This is a genomic window from Streptococcus infantis (assembly GCF_047463175.1).
Taxonomy (GTDB): Bacteria; Bacillota; Bacilli; order Lactobacillales; family Streptococcaceae; genus Streptococcus; species Streptococcus infantis_AC.
Genome location: NZ_JASHEJ010000003.1, coordinates 236,465 through 253,819, shown reverse-complemented (window position 1 = coordinate 253,819; position 17,355 = coordinate 236,465). Strand labels below are relative to the sequence as shown.

Sequence of the window (17,355 nt, the reverse complement as noted above, 5' to 3'; positions counted from 1 at the left end):
TTAGACGTCCTCCATATCAAATGCGTGTAGTTTCTTGAATGCAATCATAGAAATAGAGATGACAATGATTGAAATAATCAAGGTAACTGCAGCTGCCATAGAGTATTGAGGAGCTGTACCAGTTGTCAAACGGTAGATCCATGAGATCAAGATATCGGTTGAACCAGCTCCACCACCGACACTACCAGGACCACCACCATTGAAGAGGTATATAATAGAGAAGTTGTTGAAGTTGAAGGTGTATTGGCTGATCAAAGTAGGTGCCGCAACAGCCAAAATCATTGGGAAAGTGATGTTGCGGAATTTTTGCCAAGCGTTTGCACCGTCGATATAAGCTGCTTCATACAAGTCATTTGGAATAGACTGTAGGATACCGAGAGTCAAGACGTAGATATAAGGGAAACCAAGCCATCCTTGCATCATAATCAAGGCAATTTTAGTCCAAGTTGGATTTGTCTTCCAAGGGATAAGAACGCCATCTAAGAAAGGAAGAACCTTAGCAAAAAGTGGCAAAACTTGAGTATTGATAGCACCAACACTATCGTTGAACATGTTTGAGAATGTCAAGATAGTGATGAAGGCTGGAACCGCCCAAGGTAGAAGGAAGATAACACCAAAGATACGTTTACCCTTGATGAATGGTTGGTTAGCAATAATAGCTGTAAAGATACCGAGTACGATTTGCAAAGTAGATGCAGATAAAGCCCAGATAATAGTCCAAGAAAGAACAGAACCGAAGGCTGAACGGAAGGTACTCAAGCTCCAGATATTTGTGAAGTTAGTCAATCCAACCCAATCCAATAATTTATTTGGTGGTAAGTGTTGGAAATCGTAGTTAGTAAAGGCAATCATCAAGGTTACAATAACCGGGAAGATGATGGCAAATGTCATGGCAACGTAAGATGGAATGATAAGCAAGTAAGGGAATCCATTTTCATAGATACCCTTAATCATATCCTTAAGTGTCAATGGGACAGGGATGCCATTATTGATACGTTTTGCAATAGTGTGAGCGTCTTTAATATTGAGAATATAAAAGGCTAGATAAACAATTACAAAAATAGAGTGGAATGCACCACGAATCAACATGAAGAGAGAGTTGTCACGGCCAGGTTTTTCACCAAGCGTGATTAAGTTGCTCAATTCAGGTGCTGCAAGTACTATAAAATAGAGGACAAAAGCCACTGTTACAGCAAGGAAGATAAAACCTTTAGCTTTTTGTTTGTTGTAGATTTGTCCTAACCCAGGAATGATAGACAGCAAGGCTGCTTTACTAGGTTGTTGTTTTTCCATAATTACTCCTTTCATATGATACTGGTTTCCTTATGGAAAGATAAATTATATAGGTTAAAATTGATAAATTCAAAGGGGGATTTCGACTATCCCCCCCTTGAACAAATTTAATTATTCACCAAATTTTTGTTTGATAGTTTCTTTGATCAATGTTACAGCATCATCTGCAGCTGTTTTAGCATCTTTCTTGCCACTTACAGCGTCAAAGAGCATGTTTGCAGCTGGTTCCCAAACTGCTGACATTTGTGAGATGTTTGGCATTGGTTGAGCGTTCTTGAACTGTTTGATAACAGCTGTAGTCAACTCATCGTTTTTACCTTCAGCGTATGCACGTGCTTCAGTGTTAGCTGGGATTTCGTTAGTTGCTTCGTAGAATGCTTTTTGTTGTTCAGTTGATACAAGGTAGTCTACAAATTTTTGAGCGCCTTCAAGGTTCTTAGTGCTTGATGGGATAATCCAAGCTTTACCACCACCGAATGCTGAGTATTCTTTTCCGTTTGGAAGAGTTGGGATAGTAGCAACACCGTAGTTTACTTTAGCATCTTTGAATGCTTGAGCTTTCCAAGGACCATCGATGATAGCAGCTGTTTTACCTTCTTGGAATGAAGTTTGGATTAAGTTTCCAGCAGCTGTTCCATCTTGCATACCTTTAGGCCATTTTTCGTACCAAGATTTAGCGTAGTTGATACCTGCGATTGAACCTTCGTTTGCAAGACCGATATCTTTAGGATCTTTACCGTTTTGTCCGAATACGTAAGCTCCGTTACCAGAAAGAAGTCCGTATGCATAGTAGAAGTTAGTCCAGTCAGCTAGGAATGCAGAAGTTTTTCCGTCTTCACCAGCGAAAGCGTATTTGCTATCTTTAGCAAGTTCTTCTAATTCAGCAAAAGTTTTTGGAGCTTCTTTGAGCAAGTCTTTGTTGTAGTACATAACAAGTGACTCGATAACTGCTGGGGCACCGTAAACTTTACCGTCAGATGCTGTTACAAGAGATTTAGTAGTATCATCTGTTTTAGCACCTTCGCTTAGTTTAACTTCTGAAAGTTGTCCGTCTGTACCAAGGCTACCTACACGGTCGTATGGAGCCATCATAACGTCAGCGGCTTGACCTGATTGGTTGTCAAGTGAAAGTTTGTCAAGTCCACCAAGTTGGTCGCCAGATTTGATGTTAACTTTAGTTCCTGATTCTTTTTCATAAGCAGCAGCAACTTTCTCAGCGTAAGCTTTATATTGATCTTCAACGTAGAAAGTGATTTCTTTACCTTCAGATGCAGAAGAATCAGCTGCTTTATCAGCAGTTTTGCTTCCGCAAGCTACCAAAAGCAAGCTAGCAAGAGTAGCAGTACCAAGTATAGCTGCGCTCTTCATGAATTTAGTTGACATAGTGTATTCCTCCTAAAGAATAACAAATTTTAATTTCGAGGAAACGCAAACGTTTTCCCTTATGACCCTAGTATAGCACAAACAGAAAACGGTTGCAAGCGTTTTTTTGAAAAAATTTTAAAAAGCTTGCGACTAGCTAATTCCTAAAATTGTTTGTATAATAGAAGAGAAATAGGAAATCGTGTAAATTTCAATTCAAAAATAATTGAAGGGAAACGATTGCATAAATAGAAGACGAAATAAATGGAGGGGGAAAATGAAAATATAGGGAATTTCCGATTTCGGAAATAAAAAGTAGAGAAAAAGTTTTTTTACAAACGCTTGCATTTATTTTAGAAATGGGGTATACTTTACTTAGCGCAAACGTTTGCGCAAAAATTGAAATAATTAACAATATAAACACTTGAGGTGCTAATATGAAAAAACGTCAAAGCGGTGTGTTGATGCACATCTCATCACTTCCAGGAGCATACGGAATCGGATCATTTGGTCAAAGCGCCTATGATTTCGTTGACTTCTTGGTTCGCACGAAGCAACGCTACTGGCAAATCCTTCCTTTGGGAACAACTAGCTATGGAGATTCTCCTTACCAATCATTCTCAGCCTTTGCTGGAAACACTCATTTTATCGACCTTGATATTTTGGTGGAGCAAGGTTTGTTGGAAGCAAGTGATCTTGAAGGTGTGGACTTTGGTAGCAACCCAACTGAAGTTGACTACGCTAAAATCTACTATGCACGTCGTCCACTTCTAGAGAAAGCTGTCAAACGTTTCCTTGAAGTCGGAGATGTCAAAGACTTTGAAAAATTTACTCAACAAAATCAAGCTTGGCTTGAACTATTTGCAGAGTATATGGCAATCAAGGAGCATTTTGATAATCTTGCTTGGACAGAATGGCCAGATGCAGATGCCCGTGCTCGTAAAACTTCAACTCTTGAAAGCTACCGTGAGAAATTAGCTGACAAGCTTGTTTACCACCGAGTAACCCAATACCTTTTCTTCCAACAATGGTTGAAATTGAAAGCATACGCTAACGAAAACCACATCGAGATTGTCGGAGATATGCCAATCTATGTTGCTGAGGATTCAAGCGATATGTGGGCAAATCCACACCTCTTTAAAACAGATGAAAACGGGAAAGCAACTTGCATCGCAGGATGCCCACCAGATGAGTTTTCTGCGACTGGTCAGCTCTGGGGTAACCCAATCTATGACTGGGAAGCTATGGACAAAGATGGCTACAAATGGTGGATTGAACGCTTGCGTGAAAGCTTCAAAATCTACGATATCGTTCGTATTGACCACTTCCGTGGATTTGAGTCTTACTGGGAAATTCCTGCTGGTTCTGAAACAGCGGCACCTGGTAAATGGGTGAAAGGACCTGACTACAAACTCTTTGCAGCGGTTAAAGAGGAACTTGGTGACTTGAACATCATCGCAGAAGACCTTGGATTCATGACTGATGAAGTTATTGAACTACGTGAACGCACTGGATTCCCAGGAATGAAAGTCCTTCAATTTGCCTTCAACCCAGAGCACGAAAGTATCGACAGCCCACACTTGGCACCAGCCAACTCAGTTATGTATACAGGAACACATGATAACAACACTGTTCTTGGTTGGTACCGTGATGAGATTGATGATCCAACTCGTGAGTACATGGCACGTTATACAAACCGCAAAGAATATGAAACAGTAGTACATGCTATGCTTCGTACAGCCTTCTTATCAGTAAGCTTTATGACTATCGCTACTATGCAAGATTTGCTAGAGTTGGATGGTTCAGCTCGTATGAACTTCCCATCTACTCTTGGTGGGAACTGGTCATGGCGTATGACAGAGGATCAACTGACTCCTGCTGTCGAAGAAACTTTGCTTGACTTGACTACAATTTATCGCCGAATCAATGAAAATTTGGTAGAATTAAAGAAATAAGACATTATCAGGAGACATAAAAATGTTACCATTAAAAGAATTTGTACAAAATCGTTACAATAAATCTATCGCAGAATGTAGCAATGAGGAGCTTTACCTTGCTCTTCTTAACTACAGCAAACTTGCAAGCAGCCAAAAACCAGTGAACACTGGTAAGAAAAAAGTTTACTACATCTCAGCTGAGTTCTTGATTGGTAAACTCTTGTCAAACAACTTGATTAACCTTGGTCTTTATGACGAAGTTAAAAAAGAACTTGCTGACGCAGGTAAAGAGTTGATCGAAATCGAAGAAGTAGAATTGGAACCATCACTTGGTAATGGTGGTTTGGGACGTTTGGCAGCCTGCTTTATCGACTCAATCGCTACACTTGGTTTGAACGGTGACGGTGTTGGTTTGAACTACCACTTTGGTCTTTTCCAACAAGTTCTTAAAAACAACCAACAAGAAACAATTCCTAACGCTTGGTTGACTGACCAAAACTGGTTGGTTCGCTCAAGCCGTAGCTACCAAGTACCATTTGCACACTTCACATTGACATCTACTCTTTACGATATCGATGTACCTGGTTACAAAACAGCTACTAAAAACCGCTTGCGTTTGTTTGACTTGGATTCAGTTGATTCTTCTATCATCGAAGATGGTATCAACTTTGATAAGACAGATATCGCTCGCAACTTGACTCTTTTCCTTTACCCAGACGACAGCGACCGTCAAGGTGAATTGCTCCGTATTTTCCAACAATACTTCATGGTTTCAAATGGTGCTCAATTGATCATCGACGAAGCGATCGAAAAAGGAAGCAACTTGCATGACCTTGCGGACTACGCAGTTGTACAAATCAACGATACTCACCCATCAATGGTAATCCCTGAATTGATCCGTCTTTTGACTGCACGTGGTATCGAACTTGACGAAGCAATCTCTATCGTTCGTAGCATGACTGCCTACACTAACCACACAATCCTTGCTGAAGCCCTTGAAAAATGGCCTCTTGAATTCTTGGAAGAAGTGGTTCCTCACTTGGTACCAATCATCAAAGAATTGGATCGCCGTGTTAAAGCAGAATACAAAGACCCAGCTGTTCAAATCATTGATGAAAACGACCGTGTACACATGGCTCACATGGATATCCACTACGGATACAGTGTTAACGGGGTAGCAGCCCTCCACACTGAAATCTTGAAGAACTCTGAGTTGAAAGCTTTCTACGACATCTACCCAGAAAAATTCAACAACAAAACAAACGGTATTACTTTCCGTCGTTGGCTCATGCATGCTAACCCAAGCTTGTCTCACTACTTGGATGAAATTCTTGGACGCGAATGGCACCATGAAGCTTCTAAATTGGAAGACCTTCTTTCATACGAAGACAAGGCTGCTGTCAAAGAAAAATTGGAAAGCATCAAAGCTCACAACAAACGTAAATTGGCTCGCCACTTGAAAGAGCACCAAGGTGTGGAAATCAATACTAACTCTATCTTTGATATCCAAATCAAACGTCTTCACGAGTACAAACGTCAACAAATGAACGCTTTGTATGTGATTCACAAATACTTGGACATCAAGGCTGGTAACATCCCTGCTCGTCCAATCACAGTATTCTTTGGTGGTAAAGCAGCTCCTGCCTACACAATCGCTCAAGATATCATCCACTTGATCCTTTGCTTGTCAGAAGTGATTGCAAACGACCCAGCAGTAGCTCCGCACTTGCAAGTGGTAATGGTTGAAAACTACAACGTTACTGCAGCAAGCTTCCTCATCCCAGCATGTGATATCTCAGAACAAATCTCACTTGCTTCTAAAGAAGCTTCAGGTACTGGTAACATGAAATTCATGTTGAACGGAGCTTTGACTCTTGGTACTATGGACGGTGCTAACGTGGAAATCGCTGAGTTGGTTGGAGACGAAAACATCTATATCTTCGGTGAAGATTCAGAAACTGTTATTGATCTTTACGCAAAATCAGCTTACAAATCAAGCGAATTCTACGCTCGTAAAGCTATCAAACCATTGGTTGACTTCATCGTTAGCGATGCTGTTCTTGCAGTAGGTAAGAAAGAACGCTTGGAACGTCTTTACAATGAATTGATCAACAAAGACTGGTTCATGACTCTTCTTGACTTGGAAGACTACATCAAAGTGAAAGAGCAAATGCTTGCTGACTACGAAGACCGTGACGCATGGTTGGATAAAGTCATCGTTAACATTTCTAAAGCAGGATTCTTCTCATCTGACCGTACAATCGCTCAGTATAACGAAGATATCTGGCACTTGAACTAAGATACAAAATTATACGAATACACTTTGTAAAAAAGCGAGTTTCAATTGAAATTCGCTTTTTTTAATACTTGTGTAGAAATAGACTTCAGATACTATAGTGAAAGGGTCATCTATATAGAATTATGGATTACAACTGTTCGTTGTAATTATTTTTTTCTGAAAATTGTAAGAAAGTGTGTTAAAATGAGAACGCATACAATTTGTTATTTGAATATCAAATTAGAATTTAAAGAGGCTTATTATGAGTAATTTAGAGATTGGGAAACGAATTCGTACCTTACGGACTGAAAAAGGATTGAGTCGGGAAGCTTTTTGTAGAGATGAAAAAGAACTTACTGTTCGTCAGTTGGGTCGAATTGAAACTGGAAATAACTTACCTAGCTTAGCGAAACTGGACTATATAGCAGAAGTGTTAGAGGTCCCGATGTCTCAGTTAATTGATGAAGGCCTGCTAATTGTTTCCAAAGAGTATTTAAAATTAAAAACGAAATTGATTCGTCAATCTATTCATGGAGATGAAGAAAAAATCCGCCAACGTGAAGCTATCTTTGAAGAAATTCAGGAACGTTTTTATGACCAGCTTCCTGAAGATGAGCAAGTATCAGTTGAGGTTCTACAAGCAATTGATGATGTATATGTTTCTGAAAACGCTGAATTTGGAGAGGGATTGATTGAGGAGTATTTTGAGCAAACTTTGCTACAAACGGAGTATTCTGTAAATGATTTATTGATCTTATATTTATATTTTTTATCAAATGCTATTAGTTTTAAACGAAATGATGACGTTTTTAAAAAAGTAAGAAATAATATCGTGACCATAATTGACTGTTCAGATAACACTTACATGCATCTACTACAAAGAGTATTAATTGCAATACTGTTGTATCAACTGAGAAACGAATACTACGAAGATATCTCGATTATTTTTAGTTTTTTCAGAGAAATTATGATGGAAATTCAAGATTCAAACTTAAAACCAACTGTAGACTACTTTGAGGCTAAATATTACTTATATGGAGAAAAAGATAAAGAAAAAGCCCTGCAATACTATGAAAAAGCTATCAATGGAGCAGAATTTTTGAATGACATGAATTTTAAAAATCGAGTGATAGAGGAGATGAAAGAAGAGTTTCCTGATATGTAAAAAAACTCTTTGTTTATTGTTGAGGGTTGCTGATAGGCAATATGGGGAGCTTTGTTAGTAAGAATTTAATATATTTGAAATAATAGATGATAACAAATAGCATAAGTACTTTTATTTTTATGTACAACAGACTATTTACAGAGGAATAAGATGAAAAATTTGGAAATAGGAAAAAGAATTCGTACCTTACGGACTGAAAAAGGATTGAGTAGAGAAGCCTTTTGTGGAGATGAAAAAGAACTGACTGTTCGTCAGTTGGGCCGGATTGAAACTGGAAATAATTTACCCAGCTTAGCGAAACTAGACTATATAGCCAAAGTATTGGGAGTTCCGATATCTCAGTTAATTGATGAACGATTGCTAATCGTTCCTAAAGAGTATTTAAAACTAAAAACGAAATTGATTCGTCAATCTATTCATGGAGATGAAGAAAAAATCCGTCAACGTGAGGCTATCTTTGAAGAAATTCAGGAACGTTTTTATGACCAACTCCCTGAAGATGAACAAGTAGCAGTTGAAGTTCTACAAGCTATTGATGATGTGTATGTTTCTGAAAACTCTGACTTTGGAGAGGGATTGATTGAGGAGTATTTTGAGCAAACAATGCTGCGAACAGAATATTCGACAAATGATCTACTACTATTGTACTTGTATTTTTTATCTTTAGCGGTTAATGCAGAACGAGATGAAATAACTTTAAAAAAAGTTTGTCTAAATATTGTATCTCAAACAAATTATGATGATACAAACTATATTCACTTGCTTCAAAGGGTGCTAATAGGTTTAGTACTTTATCAGCTTGACATCGATTATCATGAATTTATACCTGAAATATTGAGCATTTTAAGAGAAATTATGATTGACATCGGAGATACTAGTTTAAAACCAACTGTAGACTTCATTGAAGCAAAATATTACTTATACGGAGAAAAAGATAAAGAAAAAGCCCTACAATACTATGAAAAAGCTATTAACGGAGCAGAATTTTTGAATGACATGAATTTTAAAAATCGAGTGATAGAGGAACTTAGAAAAGATTTACCTGATATGTGAAAAGTCTCTTTTTCATTGTAATGCCTTGATAAATAGTTATCAAGATAATCATAATGAAGATTGAGTAAAGAGGATGATATGAGTAATTTGGAAATAGGGAAAAGAATTCGTACCTTACGGACTGAAAAAGGATTGAGTAGAGAAGCCTTTTGTGGAGATGAAAAAGAACTTACTGTTCGTCAGTTGGGCCGAATTGAAACAGGGAATAACTTGCCCAGCTTAGTGAAACTAGACTATATAGCCAAAGTATTGGGAGTTCCAATATCTCAGTTAATTGACGAGGGCTTGTTAATTGTTCCTAAAGAGTATTTAAAACTAAAAACGAAATTGATTCGTCAATCTATTCATGGAGATGAAGAAAAAATCCGCCAACGTGAGGCTATCTTTGAAGAAATTCAGGAACGTTTTTATGATCAACTTCCTGAGGATGAACAAGTAGCTGTTGAAGTTCTACAAGCCATTGATGATGTATATGTTTCTGAAAACGCTGAATTTGGGGAAGGATTGATTGAGGAGTACTTTGAGCAGTTGCTTTTAAAAACAAATTATGATACCAATGATTTACTAATTTTACACTTGTATTTCTTAAAGTGTACTTTGAATGCTAAGCCAATTGATAATGTATTTGAAAATATCTATTCTAACATCTTGGAGCAAACTAATTTCTCTGATGCCAACAATATTCATTTGATTCAAAGGGTTATTGTATCAATTGTTTTATATCACTTTAATATTGAATATTATGATTTAATGCCCCAAACGCTAAATGCTGTACGAGAAATAATAGATGAAATACAAGATTTTGCTTTACTACCTACAGTAGATTTTTTTGAAGCCAAATATTATATTCATACCAATCAGAATAAAGATCTTGCTTTGGACTACTATGATAAAGCAATAAATGGTGCGGAACTATTAAATGATAAATCATTTAGGGATAGAGTGATAGAGGAAAAAAATAAGGATTTTCCATAATTTCAATTTAAAAACAGGACATAAATGTCAGTGGACATAAATGTCCTGTTTTTTTACTCTCATAAGGGATATACTGTTATTGTAAATAAGTTAAGCAGAACGCAGTGCTAGAAACATTACTATTTAAAAGGGATGTAGATTAGCAGGCGGGAGGAAAATATGGTAAAAACAATTGACTATTATATGGATGAAAAGTTTGTCAAGAAGGACTATCTGATTATCAAAAATAGTCTAGATAGCAGACGCCTATGTAAAGTAACACTTGATGAGAAGCTACTAAAATTAGTTCTCTTACTTCCAAATGAAATGAGAGAAATCAAAATGGACTCCAACTTAAAGCCTAGAATTAGAGTTGTTGACATAACCGATGGGAGTGAGTGAAGTTTCTAAAATAGAAATTAAAATTAGAAAGAGGTAATACAATGATTAAGGTAGAAAGAGTTACAAAGCGATTTGGAGATAATATTGCATTAAATCAAATTAGTTTTTCAATAAACGAAGGAGAAATTTTTGGATTCCTAGGGCCATCTGGTTCAGGGAAAACAACAATGATCAATATTCTGACAGGACAGCTACAGGCTAACAGCGGAAAGACAGAATTATTAGGGAAAGATTCTCAAAAATTACTGCCGTCAGATTTTGAAGAGTTAGGTTTAGTAGGTGACACAAGTGGTTATTACGAAAAATTAAGTTTGTACAATAACTTGTTACTGTTTGCAAGACTATACGGAATTTCAAAATCTAGAATTGAAGAAATTCTAAAACAAGTTGGTCTGTATGATAGTAAAGACACTCCAGCTGAGAAACTTTCTACAGGAATGCGTCAACGAATGCTTTTAGCTCGTGCTTTAATCAATTATCCTAAAGTTCTATTTTTAGATGAACCTACAAGTGGGTTAGATCCCACCACCTCAAAGAAAATTCACAAATTACTACAGGAGTTAAAGGAAAGAGGAACAACCATTTTCTTAACTACTCATGATATGAATGAGGCGACTTTATTATGTGATAACCTAGCTCTTTTGAATAAAGGTGATCTTATTGAACAAGGAAGCCCAAGCGAAATTATCCAAAAATATAACACGGAAAAAAAGGTTGCAGTAACCTATAGTGACTCTACTAAAAAAGTAGTGCGATTCGAAGACTTGCAGCACGAAGATTATAAAAAAATGATGACGATTCACTCATGCGAACCAACTTTAGAAGATATTTTTATTAAATTGACAGGAGAAAAATTAGATGTTTAAGAGAATTTTAGCCCTTATCTGGTTGAGGACACAAGTATTATTAACAAACAAAAACACTTTGGTACAGGTAGTATTCCCATTCTTTCTTGTTCTACTCTTCCAAAATTTTATGAATACAGATGGCACTCAAGGGAAAACACTATTGTTTAGTTCTTTAACAATGGCATTCTCATTTTCTTCTGGATCAATGATTTCAAACTCTATTGCAGAGGAAAAAGAAAAAAGAATTTTTAAGACTCTCATTTTAAGCGGAGTTCGCCGTGGAGAATACCTTGTTTCCGTTTTGTTTTATCCTGTAATCTTTGCCTTGGCTTCAGTTATTTCTTTCCCTATTATGGTTGAAGTGGATTTCGCAAAAGATTATCCTGTATACCTTGTAGTAGCTTCTCTGGTAGCATTATGTACAATCCTCTTAAATTTAGTGATTGGAGCTATTTCAGAGACACAAACTCAGGCTCAGGTTTATGGTTTGATTCCAATGCTTGGTCTCTCATTCTTGCCGATGTTTTCTCAAGTTAGCTCAGAGGTCAAGAAATTTATGGACACAACCTTCTTAGGAGCTTATGTAGATTTCTTTAATAAACCAGATTTCAAGTTGAATTTTGACAGTTTGGGGGTTACTTTTGCTTGGGTTGTAGCATTACTTGCCCTTAGTTATTGGGGATTGAAAAATAAAAAAAGAGTTCCGTTTGGAAAGTTAACACTTAATCAACTTCAAAAACTAACTTTTTTTAAAGCTTAATGTTCAGTCCCCATAACCTAGTCTTATGGATGGGGTATAGCGTCAGACAAAAAACCAGCACTTAACAATGCTGGTTTTCACTACCTTTAAGCCTTAGAATTTACTTAGAAATCACCTCAAATTTCTTAGATTCGTCTACAAACAGTATTATAATAGTATTGTAGTAAAGAAAGAGGGTGTTTATATGTGGAAAAAATATTTTTCAAAATATAAATGGACTGATTTATTTTGGATTCTTTTTGTAATTTGGTCATGCCTTTATACGGGTAATAGTTCTTCGTTTCCACTTACTCATCAAGAAATCTCTTTCCATGGATGTTGTTATGGGGCAGCACTTGCCTTATATCACTTGCTATTTATTGATAAATTTCTCATTTCAAATCGAAAATAAATGGAGAGGTCAAAATTTTTTATACTTTTCGGAAAGACAGTGGAAAATCGTGTTTTAAACCCGCATCTCAAGAAGAGGTGCGGGCTTTGTAGTATCTCAAAAATTTATTTACAGTGCTTTCCCAACCAGAATCTCTGCTTCGATGGTAATCTCAGTTAACTGGCTCCAGTCAATCTTGCTTTGATCGACGTGAAAGAGTAGGGGGGTCATGCTAAGCAGGGCTTGGCGTTGCTCTGCGGTGATAGGTTTGGTCAGGGAAGCTATCTGACTAGATTGGATGCTGAAATGTTCCTGGAAATGTTCCTTGATATCTTGGTTGGAATAGTCCTTCTTTGTTAGTTGATCCTGTACCATTTGGCGGATTTCTTTAAGGTGATTTTCAGTTGGTATGATCTTCATTAAGATACCGTTTTGGGATAAAACGCGGCGAAATTCACCGTAGTTGGCAGGTGAGAAGATATCAAGCAGGATATCCATGCTGGCGTCTTTTATAGGAAGACGAGCCAGGTCGCCAACGAACCAATTGACCGCCCAGTTAGGTTCACTTTTAGCAGCGATTTGGACCGAGTCTTTTGAAATATCAAAGGCATAGAAGGTTTTATCAGAGTGACTTTCTTGGAGTTTACGAGAGTAGAAGCCTTCGCCACAACCGATGTCCAAGACAGTTTTTGCAGATGATTTAGTCGCTAGTATGTCTGAGATGCCTTCTAAGATAGCCTGATAAAAGCCAGCTTCTAGGATTTGCTGGCGATTTTGAAAGTTTTCCTTGTCGTAGTTAGCCGATTGTTTGATTTGCGGAGCTAGATTGACATAGCCGAATTTTGCTAGGTCAAAAGAATGGCGGTTGCTACATTTGAGGCTAGTCTCTACCAAGGTCAGATTTTCTTGGCAAATGGGACAGGCAAAGGCAGTCGCAGAAGCAAAGCGCTGGAGTTTGGGTTTGAGGTTTGTATTCATAGTTTAAGTGTATCAAAAGAGGCAAATGAAAGCAACTTTAGGAATAAGTAGATGGGAGATTCAGTAGAAATAAAACTAATTCTCCAATTTATGGAATGAAATTGCTTTTATATCTAAATTGTTATATAATAATGATAAGGAGGAAATAAGTATGTTAAAAGAAGTATTAAGCGTCGCAAAAGTTGCGAAAAAATCATCACTCTTTTTGGGTGGTGTCGCATTTGGTACCCTTGGTTTGAAAATCTTGGCAAGTAAGGAAGCTAAAAAAGGTTATTCTAAAGCTTTGGCTAAGGCTTACAAGTTGAAAGACGAGCTAGATGCATCTGTTTCTGTTGTGAAGCAACATGGAGACGATGTCTTGCAAGATGCCAAATATTTGTACGAGCAAGAGAAAAAAGAAGAGCAATTAGATAGCCTTATAGGTGAATAATATGTCTTTTAAAGTGCTACATAGAGGATACCAACATATCCGACTATCATCTTCTTTTTCACTCACCTTGGATATTCAAGACTATCTTCGTTCCTTGGCGAGAGATGAAAAGGGGATTGAGTCTATCCAGTTTTACATGGATCAACAGCACTTTACTCTACGTATAAAAGAAGGCTTTTCTGTATTAGATAATGCAGAAGCCTTTTTAAAAAGAATTGATAAAGGGAAAGTTTCTGAGTTGATGACTCTTCCCATTCGTAGAGAAGAGAGTGCTTATTCTATTGTTTCAGGTGCAGCGATTAAGCGTATGATTTTTCGTATTTTTGTGCCGTATCCTATTCGCTATATATGGACTTGTTATCAGGCTTTGGGTTATATCAGAGAAGCCTATCAAACACTAGCGCGTAAGGAACTAACGATGGAGGTCTTGGACTGTTCGGCTATTTTATTGTCTTTGTTTATGAGCCAATCCAAGACAGCTAGCAATATCATGTTTATGCTTGATTTGGGGAATCATTTAGATCAGTGGTCCTTGAAAAAAACTGCAACAGATTTAGAACAGAGTCTTCTTGCAAAAGAGAGCGATGTATTCTTAGTACAGGGCGATACGGTTGTTAGTATCAAGAGTTCCGATGTTCAAATAGGAGATGTCTTGATCTTTTCTCAAGGAAATGAAATTCTGTTTGATGGACAAGTAGTTTCAGGTTTAGGTATGGTCAACGAAAGTTCCTTGACGGGAGAGAGTTTTCCAGTTGAAAAAAGAGAGTCTGATTTGGTTTGTGCAAATACAGTATTAGAAACCGGAGAGTTACGCATTCGTATAACCGATAATCAGATGAACAGCCGGATTTTACAACTGATTGAGTTGATGAAAAAATCTGAAGAAAACAAGAAAACGAAACAACGCTATTTCATCAAGATGGCGGACAAGGTCGTCAAATATAATTTCTTGGGGGCTGGGCTGACTTACCTATTAACGGGTTCTTTTTCTAAGGCCATCTCTTTCCTATTGGTCGATTTCTCCTGCGCTTTGAAAATCTCTACTCCTGTAGCTTATTTGACAGCTATCAAGGAGGGGTTGAACCGTGAAATGGTGATTAAGGATGGAGATGTTCTGGAGAAATACCTGGAAGTTGATACTTTCTTGTTTGATAAGACGGGAACGATCACAACTAGCTATCCGATAGTTGAAAAGGTGTTACCTTTTGGAGACAATAGTGAGGAAGATATTCTCAGAATCAGTGCCTGTCTTGAGGAACACATTTATCATCCTATTGCTAATGCCATCGTCAAGCAAGCCGAGATAGAGGGGATTGAACATGAGGAAATGCATGGGAAACTCCAATATATCGCAAGTAAGGGGATCAAATCTCATATAGATGGCCAACCAGTTCTTATTGGGAATTATGTCTTGATGCAGGATGAGCAGATTCATATCAGTTCAGAACAAAATGCTTTAATTGAAGAGTACAAGAGTCACTACAATCTCTTATTCTTGGCTTATCAGAATGAATTGATTGGAATGTTCTGTATTCATACTCCTTTGAGAAAAGAAGCAAAAGCAGCCTTGGAGAAACTTAAGGCACAAGGGAAAAAATTGATTCTGGCAACAGGGGATACCTTGGTTAGAACAGAGGAATTAGTCAAAGATTTGCCCTTTGATCAGGTCTATACAGACTTGAAACCTGATGGGAAATTTGAGTTAGTAGAGGAACTGCAGAAAGCAGGTCACACTATTTTGATGGTTGGAGATGGATTGAATGACTCAGCGGCTCTAACCCTATCAGATATCGGTGTGGTGATGAATGAGAGTGCAGATATTTCTAAACAGATGAGCGATATCTTGTTGTTAGATAATCGTTTGGATTTCTTCCAAGAGTTGGATTCGCTATCATCATCTTTGCAAACACTCATCAAGAAGAATATTCAAGATACCGTTGTCGTAAATAGTAGTTTGATTGGCTTTGGCTTGTTTAACTGGCTTAGCCCTTCAAATCTTTCTATCTTACATAATCTAACAACCTTACGCATTGTACTGCGTAGCCTGTCTATTAAGGGATAGGAGGGGACTATTCATAGCAAAAAGGAGTTACCTTTATCGAGGTTAACTCCTTTGTTTATAGGTAAATGTTGAACAATTTAGTAAGTCAATACAAAGTATTTTTTCTTACCACGTCGGATAACAGTGAGTTCGTTCTCTAACTTATCTGCATCTCCTAAGACATAGTCAAGGTCTTGGATACGGTCACCGTTGACGTAGATGGCTCCGTTTTGAACATCTTCACGAGCTTGGCGTTTTGAGTTAACCACACCAGAAGATACGAGAAGTTCTACGATGTTGTGGTTTTCATCTGCTTGTACTTGGTAGTTCGGAACGCCACGAAGTCCTTGTTTGAGTTCTTTGACAGAAAGGTTTTTGATATTTCCAGCAAAGAGTTGCTCAGTGATGTTAAGGGCTTCTTTGTAAGCTTCTTCGCCGTGAACCAGAGTTACGACTTCACGAGCGAGGACTTTTTGAGCCAAACGTTCGTGTGGTGCTGCTTCGAATTGTTTACGGATGTCTTCAATCTCGTCTAATGACAAGAAAGTAAAAATCTTCAAGAAGCGAACAGCGTCAGCATCCATGACGTTCATCCAGAATTGGTACATTTCGTATGGAGAAGTCTTTTCAGGGTTGAGCCAAACAGCATTCCCTTCTGATTTACCAAATTTCTTACCGGTTGCGTCTGTGATGAGTGGGACAGTAATTACGTGACCAGTCTTGTCAGCCTTACGACGAAGCAATTCGGTACCAGCGGTCATATTTCCCCATTGGTCAGAGCCGCCGATTTGTAGGGTTACGTTGTGCTCTTGGTTAAGGACAAAGAAGTCATAACCTTGCATGATTTGGTAGGCAAACTCAGTGTAAGAAATCCCTGTTTCGATACGTTTCTTCACAGACTCCTTACTCATCATGTAGTTGACAGTGAAGTATTTTCCGATATCACGGAGGAAGTCAATGAAGCTGATGCTGCCAAACCAGTCGTAGTTGTTGACCATGACAGCTTTATTTTCACCGTTTTCAAAATCAAGAAAACGAGAAAGTTGTCCTTGGATAGACTTGACCCAGCCATCTACTGTGTCTTTTGTTTGGAGACTACGCTCAGCATCTTTGAAGGACGGATCTCCGATGAGACCTGTAGCACCGCCAACGAGCGCATATGGTTTGTGACCTGCTAACTGCAAACGACGACTTGTCAAGATTGCGACAAGGTGACCTAGGTGAAGGCTGTCAGCAGTTGGATCGTAGCCAGTATAATAAGAAACTTGACCTTCTTCTAGGGCTTTACGCAAAGCTTCTTCATCAGTCGTTTGAAAAATCAAACCACGCTCTTTTAGCTCATCAAAAATGTGCATGTGTCTTTTCTCCTTTTTAAAATATTATTTCTACCTATTTTACCACAAACTTGGCAAATAACCTAGTAAAATCGGGAAGAAAGTTGCTACTCGGACTTTTTTGGAAACGAGTGAAATATGGTATAATAG

Annotated in this window: 15 protein-coding genes; 11 read left to right on the top strand and 4 right to left on the bottom strand. The window is 37.9% G+C overall.

Annotated elements, in window-relative coordinates; translation table 11 throughout:
• On the bottom strand, positions 1-1,293 hold the full coding sequence (locus tag QM859_RS07490) for a carbohydrate ABC transporter permease (protein ID WP_414262646.1): 1,293 nt from the start codon (positions 1,291-1,293) through the stop codon (positions 1-3).
• Between the two features lie 111 nt (positions 1,294-1,404).
• Positions 1,405-2,676, bottom strand: coding sequence for an extracellular solute-binding protein (locus QM859_RS07485; protein WP_414262643.1), 1,272 nt, complete (start codon positions 2,674-2,676; stop codon positions 1,405-1,407).
• A 416-nt stretch (positions 2,677-3,092) separates the two neighbouring features.
• Between QM859_RS07485 and malQ the strand changes: the two genes are divergently transcribed.
• The 9 genes from malQ (at position 3,093) to QM859_RS07440 (ending at position 12,443) form a co-directional block, all read left to right on the top strand.
• Complete coding sequence (gene malQ, locus QM859_RS07480; RefSeq protein WP_414262642.1) at positions 3,093-4,610, top strand: 4-alpha-glucanotransferase; 1,518 nt, start codon at positions 3,093-3,095, stop codon at positions 4,608-4,610.
• A 22-nt stretch (positions 4,611-4,632) separates the two neighbouring features.
• Positions 4,633-6,891, top strand: a complete 2,259-nt coding sequence (glgP, locus tag QM859_RS07475; protein WP_414262641.1) for a glycogen/starch/alpha-glucan family phosphorylase — start codon at positions 4,633-4,635, stop codon at positions 6,889-6,891.
• Between the two features lie 241 nt (positions 6,892-7,132).
• The gene (locus tag QM859_RS07470; RefSeq protein ID WP_414262640.1) at positions 7,133-8,035 is read left to right on the top strand and encodes a helix-turn-helix domain-containing protein; all 903 of its coding nucleotides are present in this window, start codon (positions 7,133-7,135) and stop codon (positions 8,033-8,035) included.
• Between the two features lie 150 nt (positions 8,036-8,185).
• On the top strand, positions 8,186-9,088 hold the full coding sequence (locus QM859_RS07465; RefSeq protein WP_414262639.1) for a helix-turn-helix domain-containing protein: 903 nt from the start codon (positions 8,186-8,188) through the stop codon (positions 9,086-9,088).
• Between the two features lie 78 nt (positions 9,089-9,166).
• Positions 9,167-10,063 (top strand): helix-turn-helix domain-containing protein, encoded by an 897-nt coding sequence (locus tag QM859_RS07460; protein ID WP_414262638.1) that lies wholly within the window; start codon positions 9,167-9,169, stop codon positions 10,061-10,063.
• A gap of 159 nt (positions 10,064-10,222) precedes the next feature.
• A complete protein-coding gene (locus QM859_RS07455; RefSeq protein ID WP_033679542.1) occupies positions 10,223-10,444 on the top strand; it encodes a hypothetical protein in 222 nt (73 codons plus the stop codon).
• A gap of 41 nt (positions 10,445-10,485) precedes the next feature.
• Positions 10,486-11,310, top strand: a complete 825-nt coding sequence (locus QM859_RS07450) for an ABC transporter ATP-binding protein (RefSeq protein WP_414262637.1) — start codon at positions 10,486-10,488, stop codon at positions 11,308-11,310.
• Complete coding sequence (locus tag QM859_RS07445) at positions 11,303-12,052, top strand: ABC transporter permease (protein WP_414262636.1); 750 nt, start codon at positions 11,303-11,305, stop codon at positions 12,050-12,052. Before QM859_RS07450 ends, QM859_RS07445 begins: the two co-directional genes overlap by 8 nt.
• A 184-nt stretch (positions 12,053-12,236) precedes the next feature.
• Positions 12,237-12,443, top strand: a complete 207-nt coding sequence (locus QM859_RS07440; protein ID WP_414262635.1) for a hypothetical protein — start codon at positions 12,237-12,239, stop codon at positions 12,441-12,443.
• Between the two features lie 108 nt (positions 12,444-12,551).
• On the opposite strand, the gene QM859_RS07435 is transcribed toward QM859_RS07440, so the two are convergent.
• Entirely contained in the window at positions 12,552-13,400 is an 849-nt protein-coding gene (locus tag QM859_RS07435; protein ID WP_414262634.1) for a putative RNA methyltransferase, read from the bottom strand.
• 151 nt (positions 13,401-13,551) lie between these two features.
• On the opposite strand from QM859_RS07435, the gene QM859_RS07430 reads away from it, so the two are divergent.
• Together QM859_RS07430 and QM859_RS07425 are read left to right on the top strand one after the other, a co-directional pair.
• Positions 13,552-13,830 (top strand): DUF6110 family protein, encoded by a 279-nt coding sequence (locus tag QM859_RS07430; RefSeq protein ID WP_000910903.1) that lies wholly within the window; start codon positions 13,552-13,554, stop codon positions 13,828-13,830.
• A gap of 1 nt (position 13,831) precedes the next feature.
• The gene (locus QM859_RS07425; RefSeq protein ID WP_414262633.1) at positions 13,832-15,892 is read left to right on the top strand and encodes a heavy metal translocating P-type ATPase; all 2,061 of its coding nucleotides are present in this window, start codon (positions 13,832-13,834) and stop codon (positions 15,890-15,892) included.
• A gap of 77 nt (positions 15,893-15,969) precedes the next feature.
• Here QM859_RS07425 and tyrS read toward each other — a convergent pair whose 3' ends face one another.
• Positions 15,970-17,226, bottom strand: coding sequence for a tyrosine--tRNA ligase (tyrS, locus tag QM859_RS07420; protein WP_315640316.1), 1,257 nt, complete (start codon positions 17,224-17,226; stop codon positions 15,970-15,972).
• Positions 17,227-17,355 lie beyond the last annotated feature (129 nt).

What these genes read in the sequence shown, in the direction of transcription:
- QM859_RS07490 (WP_414262646.1), bottom strand. Translation starts at nt 1,293, where the DNA reads ATGGAAAAACAACAACCTAGTAAAGCAGCCTTGCTGTCTATCATTCCT.
- QM859_RS07485 (WP_414262643.1), bottom strand. Translation starts at nt 2,676, where the DNA reads ATGTCAACTAAATTCATGAAGAGCGCAGCTATACTTGGTACTGCTACT.
- malQ (WP_414262642.1), top strand. Translation starts at nt 3,093, where the DNA reads ATGAAAAAACGTCAAAGCGGTGTGTTGATGCACATCTCATCACTTCCA.
- glgP (WP_414262641.1), top strand. Translation starts at nt 4,633, where the DNA reads ATGTTACCATTAAAAGAATTTGTACAAAATCGTTACAATAAATCTATC.
- QM859_RS07470 (WP_414262640.1), top strand. Translation starts at nt 7,133, where the DNA reads ATGAGTAATTTAGAGATTGGGAAACGAATTCGTACCTTACGGACTGAA.
- QM859_RS07465 (WP_414262639.1), top strand. Translation starts at nt 8,186, where the DNA reads ATGAAAAATTTGGAAATAGGAAAAAGAATTCGTACCTTACGGACTGAA.
- QM859_RS07460 (WP_414262638.1), top strand. Translation starts at nt 9,167, where the DNA reads ATGAGTAATTTGGAAATAGGGAAAAGAATTCGTACCTTACGGACTGAA.
- QM859_RS07455 (WP_033679542.1), top strand. Translation starts at nt 10,223, where the DNA reads ATGGTAAAAACAATTGACTATTATATGGATGAAAAGTTTGTCAAGAAG.
- QM859_RS07450 (WP_414262637.1), top strand. Translation starts at nt 10,486, where the DNA reads ATGATTAAGGTAGAAAGAGTTACAAAGCGATTTGGAGATAATATTGCA.
- QM859_RS07445 (WP_414262636.1), top strand. Translation starts at nt 11,303, where the DNA reads ATGTTTAAGAGAATTTTAGCCCTTATCTGGTTGAGGACACAAGTATTA.
- QM859_RS07440 (WP_414262635.1), top strand. Translation starts at nt 12,237, where the DNA reads ATGTGGAAAAAATATTTTTCAAAATATAAATGGACTGATTTATTTTGG.
- QM859_RS07435 (WP_414262634.1), bottom strand. Translation starts at nt 13,400, where the DNA reads ATGAATACAAACCTCAAACCCAAACTCCAGCGCTTTGCTTCTGCGACT.
- QM859_RS07430 (WP_000910903.1), top strand. Translation starts at nt 13,552, where the DNA reads ATGTTAAAAGAAGTATTAAGCGTCGCAAAAGTTGCGAAAAAATCATCA.
- QM859_RS07425 (WP_414262633.1), top strand. Translation starts at nt 13,832, where the DNA reads ATGTCTTTTAAAGTGCTACATAGAGGATACCAACATATCCGACTATCA.
- tyrS (WP_315640316.1), bottom strand. Translation starts at nt 17,226, where the DNA reads ATGCACATTTTTGATGAGCTAAAAGAGCGTGGTTTGATTTTTCAAACG.